This is a genomic window from Sphingomonas hankookensis (genome assembly GCF_022664465.1).
In the GTDB taxonomy this organism is placed as follows: Bacteria; Pseudomonadota; Alphaproteobacteria; order Sphingomonadales; family Sphingomonadaceae; genus Sphingomonas; species Sphingomonas hankookensis.
This window is the reverse complement of record NZ_JAKREV010000001.1, coordinates 55,600-68,386: the sequence shown is the minus strand read 5'-3', so window position 1 is coordinate 68,386 and position 12,787 is coordinate 55,600. Positions and strand designations below refer to the sequence as shown.

The 12,787-nt window shown below is 67.5% G+C and carries 11 protein-coding genes; 7 read left to right on the top strand and 4 right to left on the bottom strand.

The window, feature by feature from the left end:
• Position 1: 1 nt before the first annotated feature.
• From MF610_RS00270 to MF610_RS00260, 3 genes are all read right to left on the bottom strand, one after another.
• Positions 2 to 1,630 carry a Na+/H+ antiporter gene (locus tag MF610_RS00270; RefSeq protein ID WP_242192132.1) on the bottom strand — a complete coding sequence of 543 codons (1,629 nt, stop codon included), beginning with the start codon at positions 1,628 to 1,630 and terminating at the stop codon, positions 2 to 4.
• Positions 1,631 to 1,702: 72 nt separating this feature from the next.
• Entirely contained in the window at positions 1,703 to 2,566 is an 864-nt protein-coding gene (locus MF610_RS00265; RefSeq protein ID WP_242192131.1) for a 3'-5' exonuclease, read from the bottom strand.
• A 33-nt stretch (positions 2,567 to 2,599) separates the two neighbouring features.
• A complete protein-coding gene (locus MF610_RS00260) occupies positions 2,600 to 3,115 on the bottom strand; it encodes a peptide-methionine (S)-S-oxide reductase (protein WP_242192130.1) in 516 nt (171 codons plus the stop codon).
• Between the two features lie 160 nt (positions 3,116 to 3,275).
• Here MF610_RS00260 and MF610_RS00255 point away from each other — a divergent pair, with 160 nt between their 5' ends.
• From MF610_RS00255 to MF610_RS00225, 7 genes are all read left to right on the top strand, one after another.
• Positions 3,276 to 5,600: a TonB-dependent receptor gene (locus tag MF610_RS00255; RefSeq protein ID WP_242192129.1), complete on the top strand. Its 2,325-nt coding sequence runs from the start codon at positions 3,276 to 3,278 to the stop codon at positions 5,598 to 5,600.
• Between the two features lie 18 nt (positions 5,601 to 5,618).
• Positions 5,619 to 6,302 carry a Fe2+-dependent dioxygenase gene (locus MF610_RS00250; protein WP_242192128.1) on the top strand — a complete coding sequence of 228 codons (684 nt, stop codon included), beginning with the start codon at positions 5,619 to 5,621 and terminating at the stop codon, positions 6,300 to 6,302.
• On the top strand, positions 6,299 to 6,931 hold the full coding sequence (locus MF610_RS00245) for a PepSY-associated TM helix domain-containing protein (RefSeq protein WP_242192127.1): 633 nt from the start codon (positions 6,299 to 6,301) through the stop codon (positions 6,929 to 6,931). The genes MF610_RS00250 and MF610_RS00245 overlap by 4 nt, the downstream gene beginning before the upstream one ends.
• 18 nt (positions 6,932 to 6,949) lie before the next feature.
• Positions 6,950 to 7,438, top strand: coding sequence for a DUF2271 domain-containing protein (locus tag MF610_RS00240; RefSeq protein WP_242192126.1), 489 nt, complete (start codon positions 6,950 to 6,952; stop codon positions 7,436 to 7,438).
• Positions 7,439 to 7,459: 21 nt separating this feature from the next.
• On the top strand, positions 7,460 to 8,305 hold the full coding sequence (locus MF610_RS00235; protein WP_242192125.1) for a DUF4198 domain-containing protein: 846 nt from the start codon (positions 7,460 to 7,462) through the stop codon (positions 8,303 to 8,305).
• A 14-nt stretch (positions 8,306 to 8,319) separates the two neighbouring features.
• Entirely contained in the window at positions 8,320 to 9,276 is a 957-nt protein-coding gene (locus MF610_RS00230; protein WP_242192124.1) for an FAD:protein FMN transferase, read from the top strand.
• A 61-nt stretch (positions 9,277 to 9,337) separates the two neighbouring features.
• The gene (locus MF610_RS00225) at positions 9,338 to 11,230 is read left to right on the top strand and encodes a BCCT family transporter (protein WP_242192123.1); all 1,893 of its coding nucleotides are present in this window, start codon (positions 9,338 to 9,340) and stop codon (positions 11,228 to 11,230) included.
• A 19-nt stretch (positions 11,231 to 11,249) separates the two neighbouring features.
• Here the strand turns inward: MF610_RS00225 and glpK are convergent, their stop codons facing one another.
• Complete coding sequence (glpK, locus tag MF610_RS00220) at positions 11,250 to 12,779, bottom strand: glycerol kinase GlpK (RefSeq protein WP_242192122.1); 1,530 nt, start codon at positions 12,777 to 12,779, stop codon at positions 11,250 to 11,252.
• Positions 12,780 to 12,787: the final 8 nt, after the last annotated feature.

Sequence of the window (12,787 nt, the reverse complement as noted above, 5' to 3'; positions counted from 1 at the left end):
GTCACCCGCGATAGCGTGCTTCCGCCAGATCAAGCTCGCGCACCATCTTTCGCGCCGTTTCGCTGCCGATCGTCCGGTTGCGGATCAACCGGTTGAGTTGCTCGCGTTCGGCCTTCACCCCGGTCAGCGCCAGTTCGGCGGATAGCCGCTCCTGCGTCCGCACCGCATCGGACGCCCCGCCGGCCAGCCCGTCGATCCGTTCGCGATACACGTCCATCGCCCGCGCGCCGGCGGCGGCGTAGAGATCGGGGTCGTCGCCGGCTTCGGCGAGGACATGCTGCTGCCGTTCGATCGCGCGCACCGCCGCCTTGGCAGTCGCGATCCGGGCGGCGTCCTCCTCGGCCTGATGCGAGGGTTCGGCCGGCAGCGTCAGCCCTTTCAGCAGGATCGGCAACGCAAAGGTCGCCAGCAGCAGCGACACGATGATGACCCCCGCCGCAAGGAAGATGGCGAGGTCGCGCGCCGGAAAGGCGCTACCGTCGGTCAGCGTCAACGGCAGGGTCAGCACGCCGGCCAGCGTGATCGCGCCGCGCACCCCGGCGCAGGAGGTCGTCGCCACCAGCCGCCAGTCGGGGCTGCGCATCGCGCCCGGCGGTGCCTTGCGCAGGATCGTCAGGCGCAGCGACACCCACACCCAGCAGAAGCGCAGCAGCGCCAATCCGGCGACGATCGCAAGGACATAGACCGCGAGCCACCATGGCGAGGCGTGTCCGGTCAGCGCCACCGTGTCCTTCGCACCATCGAGGATCGCGGGCAGTTGTTCGCCAAGCAGGACGAAGATGATGCCGTTCAAGGCGAACTGGATCATGTCCCACACCGAGTTGCGGCGCATCCGCGTGGCGGCCATCGCTGCCCTCGAAATCTCGGTATAGGTCATCGTCACCCCCGCGCCGACCGCAGCGAGGATGCCCGAGGCATGGAAATGCTCGGCGAGCAGGTAGGAGCCGAACGGGATCAGCAGGCTGACGAGGATCTGCGACCCGCTATCCTCGCCGAAGCGGCGCGTCACCCATGCCTTGGCGCGCGACACGACGATGGTGAGGACGACGCCGATCGCCAGGCCGGCGCCCGCGACCCACAGGAAATTGAGCGCGGCGGCAGTGACCGAGAAGGTGCCGGTGAGGGCGGCGGCGATGGCGAAGCGCAGGCAGACGAGGCCCGACGCGTCGTTGAGCAGCGATTCCCCTTCGAGGATGTGCATCATCCGCTTGGGGATCGGCACGCGCGCGGCAATGGCCGACACCGCGATCGGATCGGTCGGCGACACCACCGCCGCCAGCGCGATCGCCACCGCCAGCGGCATGGCCGGGATCATCCAGTGGATGAAGAAGCCCATGCCGACGACGGTAATCAGCACCAGCCCCAATGCCAGTTCGACGACGGTCGACAGATCCTTGAACAATTCGTCCTTGGGAATGCGCCAGCCATCGAGGAACAGCAGCGGCGGCAGGAAGAGGAACAGGAACAGTTCGGGGTCGAGGTCGACCCGGTGCTCGGTCGACAGGCCGATCACCCCGCCGAGTGCGATCTGGACGAGCGGCGTCGGCACCGACCACGGCAACATCCGGGCGATCGCGCCGCTGATGACCACCGCCAGCAGCAGGAACAGGCTGATCGACACGACTTCCAAATAGCTTCTCCCCGCAACGTCAGCGGGTTACTAGAGGGTCTTCGTCATGCGGGGCAACCCGTCGGGGACCGGTTATCGCGCGATCCGGCCGAGCAGATCGTCTTCGCCCACGATCTCGATCGCGGCACCGGCGCGACGCAGTTCCTCCGCGCGGCGATAGTCGGCATGGGCGTGGATGAACCGGCCAAAGGGTTGCGCGTTGCTGATGACCAGCATGGTCGCACTGGTGCCCAAGGTCGCCATGATCCGCGCGCCCTGTGCCGCCAATCGCTGTGCCAGCGGACCGTCCTTCGGCGAACCGAGAATGACGATTTTCTGGCCTTTCAGCGGCCCCTCGAGCGCGGGCCGTGGTGTCGAACGCGTGCGCGGCGGGGTCGGCGACGACCAGTCGGCCAGCGACAGGCCGGTCTGGGTCGTGGCATGCACCACCACCATCGCCGACGCCCGCGCGTCGCTCAGCGCATCGTGGTGGCGATGGGAGATTTTGAGGAAGCGGCTGAGCGTATTGAGCTTGTGGTTGGGCAGGTCGGGCCACGCGCGGCGGGCGATGCGTACGCTGTCGAGCCACACCGTTTCGATCGGCGGCAGGCCGTGGCGTCGGCACGCCGCCGCCAGCGCGCCCTTGTCGAACGTCGAATGGGCCACCGTCGTCTGACCGTTAAGATGGCCGCCGACGACGGCATGTACGTCGGCGAAGGTCGGCTTGCCGACGACATGCTCGCTGGCGATGCCGTGGATGCGGGTATTGAACGGCGAAAAGTCGTCGCACGGATCGATCAGCGTTTCGTAGGCGAAGACCTCGACACCGTCGCGCATGCCGACGATGCCGATCTGGCAGATGCTGCACACCCGCGCGCAGGATGTTTCGACGTCGATCACTACGAAATCGACCGGGGGCAGGCTGGCGTCGGGCAGGGACAGGGGAACGATTGTCACCACCGCGGCCTAGCACAGCGGCGGGGCGACCCGCTATCCGCCGTCTGGCAACGCGATGGCGGCGAAGTCACGGCGAATGGCGGCGAGCTTGGGATCGATATAGCGGCGGCAGAACGGCCGGTCGGGGTCGGTGCGGTAATAGTTGCGATAGCGCTCCTCCGACGGACGGAAACCGGCAAGCGACAGCACGCGTGTCCGCCCGGCGGTGTCGATCGTGTCGGTCAGCCGGGCGATTGCCGCCACCGCCAGCGCCTGCTGCACGTCGTCCCTGACATAGACTGCGCTGCGATAGCGGCCCGCGGGCGAATAGCCGCTGTTCGCCGAATGGGTGCGCAGGTGGATTTCGATCAGCGTATCGAGCGGGATGACATTGTGGTCGAAGCGGACGATTACCCCCTCGGCCCAGCTGGCCCAAGGCGGGTCCGACTGGAGAAACCCCTGATCGACCGAGTCGACGCCCAGCAGGATCTGGAACACCCCTTCGGTACACCAATGGCACCCGCCGCCGAAACCGACCTCCATCATGCGCATGCTGTAGCGGGTACCCATCCGATTGGCGATCCGGCACGAATATTAAGAACAGCTCGCATTAGCATTGACTCTGCGAGTAACTCGCAATAGCTGGGCTCCAACTTGGGGGGATCAGATGATCGAAAAGACGAGTTTTCTCGCAATGACCTGTGTTGGGTTCATTGCATCGGCACCGGCAATGGCAGCGGAACCGGTGGCGCGTCCGTCGGGCCATGCCCTGATGACGCAGGACCAGGTCGAGGATCGTGACGGCATCGTCGTCAATGGCCATCAGCCGCCCGCGGCGAAGGTCGAAAGCCCGAAGGCGACCGCCGCGCTGCGCGACACGCCGCAGACGATCACGGTCCTGAACGACCAGACGATCCGCAAGCAGAACCTTCAGACGCTGCGCGATGCGCTGCAGACAATTCCGGGCATCACTTTCGGCGCGGGGGAAGGCGGCGGTGGCTATGGTGATTCGATCAACCTGCGCGGCTATTCGGCGGCCAACGACATCACCGTCGACGGCGTGCGGGACTCGGCCCAGTACAGCCGGACCGATCCGTTCAACCTGCAACAGATCGAAGTCTATAACGGCGCGAACACGGTCTTCAACGGATCGGGATCGGTCGGCGGCACGATCAACCTGGTGTCGAAGGTGCCGGGCGTCGAGGACCTGTCGATTGTACAGGCTTCCGTCGGCACCGACGACTATTACCGCGCGTCGATCGACGCCAACAAGCGTGTATCCGATCTGGTCGCGGTGCGGCTGACCGGCGCCTATCACCACAACGACGTACCCGGCCGCGAAGTCGAGAAGTTCGAACGCTGGGGCATCGCGCCGTCGGTCACGATCGGCATCGGCGGCCCGACCAGCCTGACGCTCGCTTATGTCCATCAGGAGGATCGCAACACGCCGCTCTATGGCGTGCCGTATTTCCAGAGCCCGATCGGCGGCGGGGTGCTGCCGGGCGTCGACCGGTCGGACTATTACGGGATCGCCAATCTCGACCGGCAGGACCAGACGGTGGACCGCTTCACCGCGACCTTCCGCCATGCGATCGACGACCGCCTGTCGGTGCGGAACCTGACGCGGTGGCAGCGGGTCGCACAGGACAGCGTCACCAGCGCACCGCAAGGGACCTATTGCCTCAGCACCACCGGGTTGCAGCCGGTCGGCGCCAACGCCGCGTCGACGGTCGGCATCGCCTGTCCCGCCGGGCTGGCGCGCGGCAACTGGCGGCCGTCGGGTCCCCGCGGGCTGGTGCGCGATCAGGTCAACGACCTGCTCTATGACCAGATCGACCTGCGCCACGAGGCGGGTGAGAAAGGCCGGGTCCGCAACGTCGCCAATATCGGCGTCTCGGGCACCATCGAAAACTATCACATCATCAGCGGCAGCCTGTTGCGGACCGCGACGGGTGTCGCGGTGACGCCGCCCGACCTGCCGATTGCCAACCCTGACACGCGCTGGACCGGTCCGGTCAACCGGACCGTGACCGCGCGGTCGCGGTCGGAAACGCAGAACCTGGCGGTCTATGCGTTCGATACGCTGGAACTGGGCCGCTATTTCGAGCTGAACGGCGGCGTGCGCTGGGAGGTGCAGGACGCGACGTTCCGCAACCTGCCGCTGGCGGTCGTTCCGCCGGGGACGACGCCGCTGACCACGCTGCAACAGCAGCCGCAGCGATCGACCGAGCGCCTGTTCTCCTATCGCGGCGGCGCGGTATTCCACCCGGTCGAAGCGGTCAGCGTCTATGCCGGCTATGGCAAGTCGAAGACGCCGTCGTCGCAGACGGTGCGGCTGGGGTGCGGCGTGCCGACCGCAGCCGGTGCCGCCGACCCCTGCGCCGTCGCGCCGGAGACTGCCGAGAATATCGAGGCGGGGGTGAAGGCCGCGTTGTTCGGGCGCAAGCTGGAACTGACCGCCGCGGTGTTCCGCAACGAACGCACCAACTACCGCGTGCCGTCGAACGATCCGGCGCTGCCCGCGGGCCTGCAGGTGCTCGACGGTCGCGCGCGGGTCGACGGAATTGCGCTCGGGCTGTCCGGATCGATCCTGCCGGCATGGACCTTATTCGCCAATTACACCTATCTCGATGGACGGGTGCGCCAGTCGATTTCCGACCGCGATCTCGCCGCCGGGGTCCGCGATCCGCAGGCGGATGCGGCGCTGGTGCAGACGCCCGAACATTCGGGATCGCTGTTCACCACCTACAAGCTGCCGTTCGGGCTGGAGGTCGGCTATGGCCTAACCTATCAGGGGGCGATCGCGCTGAACGTGCCGAATGCGTTGCAACCGTTGCAATTCCGCGCCGACGACTATCTGATCCACCGGGCCTATCTGGCCTATACGATTGCGGAGCGGGCGACTGTGCAGCTGAACGTGCAAAACTTCACCGACGAACGCTACCTGACCGGCATCCGCAGCAACGTAAATGCCACGACCGGCGCGGTGACCGGGGGCTGGGCGATGCCCGGCGACCGGCGGCAGGCGGTGCTCAGCCTCTACTACAACTTCTAACGAGGACGGCGGCGTTCCATGCTGATCGCAATTCCGCAGGTGTTGGACGCCGCCATGCTGGACCGCGTCCGCGCGCTGATGGCGGCGGGCGAGTGGGTCGACGGCAACGTCACCTCCGGCCCGCAATCGGCACTCGCCAAGCGTAACCGCCAGCTGCCCGAGGACGGCGCGGCGGCGCGCGAGGCGGGCGGGATCGTGCTCGACGCGCTGGGCCAATCGCCGCTGTTCATTGCCGCCGCGCTGCCGCTGAAGGTCTTTCCGCCGCTGTTCAACCGGTATGAGGGCGGGGAGGCGTTCGGGCTGCATGTCGACAATGCCATAAGGATGAAGCGTGGCACCGATTTCCGCATCCGCAGCGACCTGTCGGCGACGTTGTTCCTCGAAGACCCCGACAGTTATGACGGCGGTGAACTGGTGATCGAGGACCGGTTCGGGCCGCAGACGGTGAAGTTGCCTGCGGGCGATATGGTGCTGTATCCCGCGTCCAGTCTGCACCGGGTGACCCCGGTCACGCGCGGGGTGCGCACCGCCGCCTTCTTCTGGCTGCAGTCGATGGTGCGCGACGATGGCGAACGCAGGTTGTTGTTCGACCTCGACCAGTCGGTGCAGACGCTGGGCGGCGAGCGGGGGCAGGGGGATGCGGTCGTCGTGCAGCTGACCGGATTGTACCACAATCTGCTGCGCCGCTGGGCCGATGCATGACCAGCGCCGCCGTCAAGCGCCGGCGCAACTGGCGGTCATGGTGGGCGAAACAGCTAATCGCGTGGCACTGGATCAGCGCGGGCGTGTCGCTGGCGGCGATGCTTTTGTTCGCCATCACCGGCATTACGCTCAACCATGCCGGGGCGATCTCCGCCGAGCCGGTGGTAGTCGAACGGTCGGCGCAGCTGCCGGGAAGCCTGCTGCGGACGCTGACCGCCGCCGCTGCGACGAAGGGCGCCGTGCCCGCACCCGTCGCGGCCGATATCGAACGGCAGGTTGCGCTGAACGTCGCCGGGCGTCCGGTCGAATGGTCGGACGGCGAAGCCTATGTCGCGCTGCCCCGGCCCGGTGGCGACGCGTGGGTCAGCATCGACCTGACCAGCGGTGCGATCCGCGCAGAGACGACCGATCGCGGCTGGATCAGCTACCTCAACGACCTGCACAAGGGGCGTAACGCCGGGACGGCGTGGTTCTGGTTCATCGACGTGTTCGCCGTCGCCTGTGTCCTGTTCTCCATCACCGGGCTGTTGCTGTTGCAACTCCATGCCAAGCGGCGCCCGTCGACATGGCCGCTGGTGGCGGCTGGGGTGGCGTTGCCCGTAATCCTTGCCTTGTTCCTGATCCATTGAGCTTTGGGAGATCACCTGATGCGTATCCTGTCACTGGCGGTATTGGGCGGCGCGACCGTTGCCGCTGCGCCCGCACCGCCCGCGGGGACGATCACCGTCACCATCCCACGGTTGTCGGTCGCCGAATATCATCGCCCCTATGTCGCGGTGTGGGTCGAGCCGGCGGGCGGCGGCGCGTCGCGGACGCTGGCGCTGTGGTACGACATCCGCAAATCGGGTGCCGAGCCGGGGACGAAGTGGCTTGCCGACCTGCGCGCATGGTGGCGCAAGGGCGGTCGCAGCCTGCAGCTGCCCGCGAACGGCGTTAGCGGCGCGACCCGCGCGCCCGGCACCCACAGCATCGCGCTGCCGACCGACCTGCGCCCCGGCAATTACGTGCTGAATGTCGAGGCCGCGCGCGAGACCGGTGGCCGCGAGCTGGTACAGGTGCCGCTCAGCGTGCCGGCCAAGACCGCGCGCGCGACCGGATCACATGAACTCGGCGCCGTGACGCTCGCCGCCCGCTGACCCTTTTCCGAGGAGATTCCCATGACCCGTCGCGCGCGCCATCTGCTCGCTGCCGCTGCCCTGTTCTCCATCCCCACCGTCGTGTCGGCGCATCGGCTGTGGCTGCTGCCGTCGGGCACCGTGTTTTCCGGCACCGACAGCTGGGTGACGGTCGACTTCGCCGCATCGAACGACCTGTTCTATGCCGACCACCAGCCCGGCCGGCTGGAAATGGTGAAGGTGTGGCAACCCGATGGCAGCGCCGGACAGGTGCAGAACGGCGCGACCGGTCGCTATCGTTCGGTGTTCGACGTGAAGCTCGACAAGCCCGGGACGTGGAAGATCGGGACTGAAATGTCGGGGCTGATGGGCAGTTTCAAGGTGAATGGCGAGGAGAAGCGCGTTGGCGGGCGTGGTGGGCCACCGGGACCGGACGGCGCGCGCCGCCCGCCGCTGACCGTCGCCGACATCCCGGCGGATGCTACCGAGGTGAAGCTGATCGAAACCAGCAACCGTAACGAGGTATTCGTCACTGCGGGCGAACCGACGCGGACGGTCCTGAAGCCTGCGGGCAAGGGGCTGGAAGTCGATTTCGTCACCCATCCCGACGAACTGGTCGCGGGTGAGCAGGCGCGGTTCCGCTTCCTGGTCGACGGGCGGCCGGCGCCGGGGCTGAAGGTAACCGTCGTGCCGGGCGGCAAGCGCTATCGCAATGCCGAGGGTGCGCGCGAGCTGACGACCGGTGCCGACGGGGTGTTGACGGTGGATTGGCCGGCGGCGGGGATGTACTGGCTGAGTGCATCGCAGGAGGACGCGAAGCCGACCGTCACGCGCGCGACCGGGCGGCGGATGGGCTATGTCACCACGCTGGAGGTCATGACGCCCTGAGCCTGCCGCGCATCGTGCTGCCCACCGAGCCATCGGCGGCGGCGCTGACCGATCATGACCCGGACGCGGCGGTTGTGACCTTGTCGGGCGAAACGATGGGGACGGGGTGGCGCGTCCTGTGCGCGCTGCGGGAGGACGTCGATACGGCCGCGCTGCGTGGCGAGGTCGACGCGCGCCTGTCCGGTCTAGTGGCGCAGCTGAGCCATTGGGAGCCGACGTCCGACCTGTGCCGATTCAATGCGCTGGCGGCAGGCGGATGGACCGATCTGTCGCCGGATTTCGCAGCCGTCGTCGACCTGTCGCTGCGCGTCGCCCATGCCAGCGGCGGGGCGTTCGATCCGACGATCGGGCGGCTGGTCGATCTGTGGGGCTTCGGGCCGCCGGGACCGCAGCCGGAGCCCGCCGCCGCCGCGATCGCTGCGGCGCGGGCGGCATCGGGATGGCAGCGGTTGCGGCGCGATCCGGGCGGGGGGCGGCTGCGTCAACCGGGCGGGCTGGCGCTCGACCTGTCGGGCGTGGCGAAGGGCTATGCCGTCGATGCGGTCGCCGATCTGCTGGCGGCGCGGGGCGTGCGGCACTGCCTGGTCGAGATCGGTGGCGAGCTGGCGGGGCGGGGAATGCGGCCCGATGGCGATCCGTGGTGGGTCGACCTGGAACAGCCGGTGGGCATCCGGCCGTCGCCGCTGCGGATCGCGCTGCACGAATGCGCGGTCGCGACGTCGGGCAATTACGTCCGCGGCGATCATTCGATCGATCCGCGTAACGGCAGACCGGCGACGAACGGCGTCGTGTCGGTGAGTGTCATCGCCGCGACGGCGGTGCTCGCTGACGCCCTCGCGACGGCGATCGCGGTCGGATATCCGGCCGGCGAGACGATCGGGTTACTCGATATTGCGGCGCGGATCGTCGTTCGTGACGGTGATGCGATGCGGGAGATATTGACGCCGCGCTTCACACACATGCTGGTCTGACCACCGCGATATGGGCTTTCGGACCGATCCCCGCTAAAGCGCCAAAATGTTAAAAACTCGGATGAATCCGCGTGTCTTCTGGGGCGCCAGCGCGGTCGTGGCAGCGATGCTCGTCTCCACCATGGCGATGCCGGGTACCGCAGACGCCGCGTTCAAGGCGGCGCAGGCATGGACCATCGACACGTTCGGCTGGTTCTACATCGCGTCGGTCGCGGCGTTTCTGGCGATCGTCCTGACGTTGGGCTTCGGGCCGGCGGGGAGGCTGAAGCTGGGGCCGGACGATGCCGAGCCGGACTTTCCCTATGTTTCGTGGCTGGCGATGCTGTTCGCGGCCGGGATGGGGATCGGCCTGATGTATTTCGCGGTGGCCGAGCCGATCCAGCATTACATCGCCCCGCCCGACGTCGCACCGGGAACGGTTCTGGCGGCGCGCGAAGCCATGGCGATCACCTTTCACCATTACGGGGTCCATGCCTGGGCGATCTACGCGCTCGTCGGCATGAGCCTTGCCTATTTCACCTATCGCAAGGGATTGCCGCTGACGATGCGGTCGGGCCTGTCGCCGATCCTGGGGAAGCGGATCAACGGACCGCTGGGCGATGCGATCGACATCTTTGCGATCTGCGGCACGGTGTTCGGCGTGGCGACATCGCTGGGGTTCGGCGTGTCGCAGATCACGGCGGGGCTGGCGTATGAATATGCCGTGCCCGATACGCTGGGCGTCAAGATCGGGTTGATCACCGTCGTGATGGGGGCGGCGACGCTGTCGGTGCTGAGCGGCGCCGATCGTGGCGTGCGGCGCCTGTCCGAGCTGAACCTGATCCTTGCCGTCCTGCTGATGCTGTTCGTGATGAGCGTGGGGCCGACGCTGTTCCTGCTGCGCGCGCTCGTCCAGAATTTCGGCCTGTATCTCGATCATTTCGTGAATCGGACCTTCACCCTCTATGCCTATGAACCCCGCGCATGGATGGCGGACTGGACGCTGTTCTATTGGGCGTGGTGGATTGCGTGGTCGCCGTTCGTGGGCATGTTCATCGCCCGGATTTCGCGCGGACGAACGATCCGGGAGTTCGTCATCGGCGTCCTGTTCGTGCCCACCGCCTTCACCTTCCTGTGGATGACCGTCTTCGGCAACACGGCGATCGCGCTCGACCTGGGGCCGGCGGCGGGTGGCATCGCGCAGGCCGTGCAGGCGAACCTGTCGACCGCCCTGTTCAAGTTCCTCGAATATCTGCCCGGCGCCGGTTTCACCTCCGCGCTGGCGATCGTGCTGGTCGGCGTGTTCTTCGTCACGTCGGCGGATTCGGGGGCGCTGGTGATCGATACGCTCGCATCGGGTGGCGAGGAGGATACGCCGCGCTGGCAACGGATGTACTGGTGTATCCTGCTGGGCGTCACCGCGGCGTTGCTGCTGGTCGCCGGCGGGCTGGGCGCGTTGCAGGCGGCGACGTTGCTGGCGGCGCTGCCGTTCTGCTTCATCATGCTGATGCTGTCGTTCGGACTGATCCGGCAGACCAATGCGGACTTGGCCGGCGTCTCGCTCGACGCACAGTCGCCGGCGATGAGCGAAAGGCTGAAGCGATTGTTCGTGCCCGCGAGCCGTGCGGAGATACAGCGCCAGATCGAGGAGCGCGCGCTTCCGGCGCTGCGGTCGGTATGCGAGACGATGGTGCAGGAAGGGTGGGCCGACAGCCGGGTATGGAGCGACGACGGCACTGCCATGCTGACGATCACGCTCGAGGCGGAGCGGGTCGTGACCTACCGCGTCGGCGCTCGGTCGCGGCCGCTGGCGGCCTTCACCGCCCTGGAGGCATCGGAGACGCGGCGCAGCGTGGCATGGGCGCTGATGGCGACCACCGACGGCGTGGCCGGCGCGCGCGATATCACCGGATGGTCGATCGACCAGATCGTCGGCGACGTGCTCAGCCAGCTGGAACGGCTGCGGCGTTCCTGATCACGGCGGTGGCGGCGGGTCAGTCCGCCGGGCCTCGCGCAGGCAGTACGCGCGACAAGGCGTCGTGCCAGCCGGCGACCAGTGCGTCGCGCTGGTCCGGCGCCATGGTGGCCTCGAAACACGCATCGCGCGCCCACAGGCGTTCGAGTTCGTCGAGGCCGGACCACAGGCCGACCGCCAGACCGGCGTGGAAGGCGGCGCCGCGCGCGGTCGTTTCCAGATCGTCGGGGCGCTCGACCGGCACTTCGAGCAGGTCGGCGAGGAACCGGCATAGCCAGTCGTTCGCCGCCATCCCGCCGTCGACGCGCAGGATCGCCGGTTTGGCCCCGCCGTCACGGATCATCGCGGTGACGAGGTCGAGCGTCTGGTAGCCTACCGCTTCCAACGCAGCGCGGGCCAGATGGGCCTGGGTCGCGCCGAGCGTCAGGCCGAAGATCGCGCCGCGTGCGTCCGGTTCCCAGTGCGGCGCGCCCAGGCCGACGAACGCCGGGACCATGTACACGCCGTGATTGTCGGGGACCTGCGTCGCCATGTCGTCGGTCTCGCGCGCATGGGTGATGACGCCGATCCCGTCCCGCAGCCACTTGATCGCCGCGCCCGCCACGAAGATCGATCCCTCCAGCGCATAGGTGGTGCGCCCCTCTAGCCGATAGGCAGGCGTGGTCAGCAGGCGATGCTCGGACGTGATCGCTTCGTCGCCGGTGTTCAGCAGCAGGAAGCAGCCGGTGCCATAGGTCGACTTGGCGGTCCCCCGCGCGAAACATGCCTGCCCGAACAACGCCGCCTGCTGGTCGCCGGCGATCCCGGTGATCGGGATCGGGCTGTCGAACAGGCCGTCGGCGGTCTCGCCGAAGCGATAGGCGTTGTCGTGCACCGTGGGCAACAGTTCGATGGGCACGTCGAACAGATCGCACAGGCGTTCGTCCCAGCGGTCGTCATGGATGTTCCACAGCAGCGTGCGCGAGGCGTTGGTGACGTCGGTTGCATGCACCGTGCCACCGGTCAGCCGGAACAGCAGGAAGCTGTCGACCGTCCCGAACGCCAGTTCGCCGCGTACCGCCCGGTCGCGGGCACCGGGCAAATGGTCGAGAATCCATCCGATCTTGGTCGCCGAGAAATAGGGATCGAGCAGCAGCCCGGTCCTTGCCCGCACGTCGTCCTCGGCACCGATGGCCTTCAGGTCGTGACACGCCTGCGCGGTGCGGCGATCCTGCCACACGATCGCGGGGTAGATTGCCTCGCCGCTCGCGCGGTCCCAGACGATGCTAGTCTCGCGCTGGTTGGTGATGCCGATTGCCGCGATGTCGGCGGCGGTCAGGCCGGCGGTCGCGATCGCCTCTCGCGCGGTGGCCAGCACGTCGCGCCAGATATCCTCGGGATCGTGTTCGACCCAGCCGGGGCGCGGATAATGTTGCGCAAACTCGGTCTGGGCGGTGGCGACGCGGCGGGCGCGGGCGTCGAACACGACGCTGCGGGTCGACGTCGTCCCCTGATCGATCGCCAAGATATGCGTCGGCACGGTGTCACTCCCGATGGTCGATTTAATCATTGAATGCT

Excerpts from the sequence above, each read along its gene's own strand:
- MF610_RS00250 (WP_242192128.1), top strand. The coding sequence starts at position 5,619 with ATGCTGATCGCAATTCCGCAGGTGTTGGACGCCGCCATGCTGGACCGC.
- glpK (WP_242192122.1), bottom strand. The coding sequence starts at position 12,779 with ATGATTAAATCGACCATCGGGAGTGACACCGTGCCGACGCATATCTTG.
- MF610_RS00235 (WP_242192125.1), top strand. The coding sequence starts at position 7,460 with ATGACCCGTCGCGCGCGCCATCTGCTCGCTGCCGCTGCCCTGTTCTCC.
- MF610_RS00255 (WP_242192129.1), top strand. The coding sequence starts at position 3,276 with ATGGCAGCGGAACCGGTGGCGCGTCCGTCGGGCCATGCCCTGATGACG.
- MF610_RS00240 (WP_242192126.1), top strand. The coding sequence starts at position 6,950 with ATGCGTATCCTGTCACTGGCGGTATTGGGCGGCGCGACCGTTGCCGCT.
- MF610_RS00245 (WP_242192127.1), top strand. The coding sequence starts at position 6,299 with ATGACCAGCGCCGCCGTCAAGCGCCGGCGCAACTGGCGGTCATGGTGG.
- MF610_RS00225 (WP_242192123.1), top strand. The coding sequence starts at position 9,338 with ATGAATCCGCGTGTCTTCTGGGGCGCCAGCGCGGTCGTGGCAGCGATG.
- MF610_RS00260 (WP_242192130.1), bottom strand. The coding sequence starts at position 3,115 with ATGGGTACCCGCTACAGCATGCGCATGATGGAGGTCGGTTTCGGCGGC.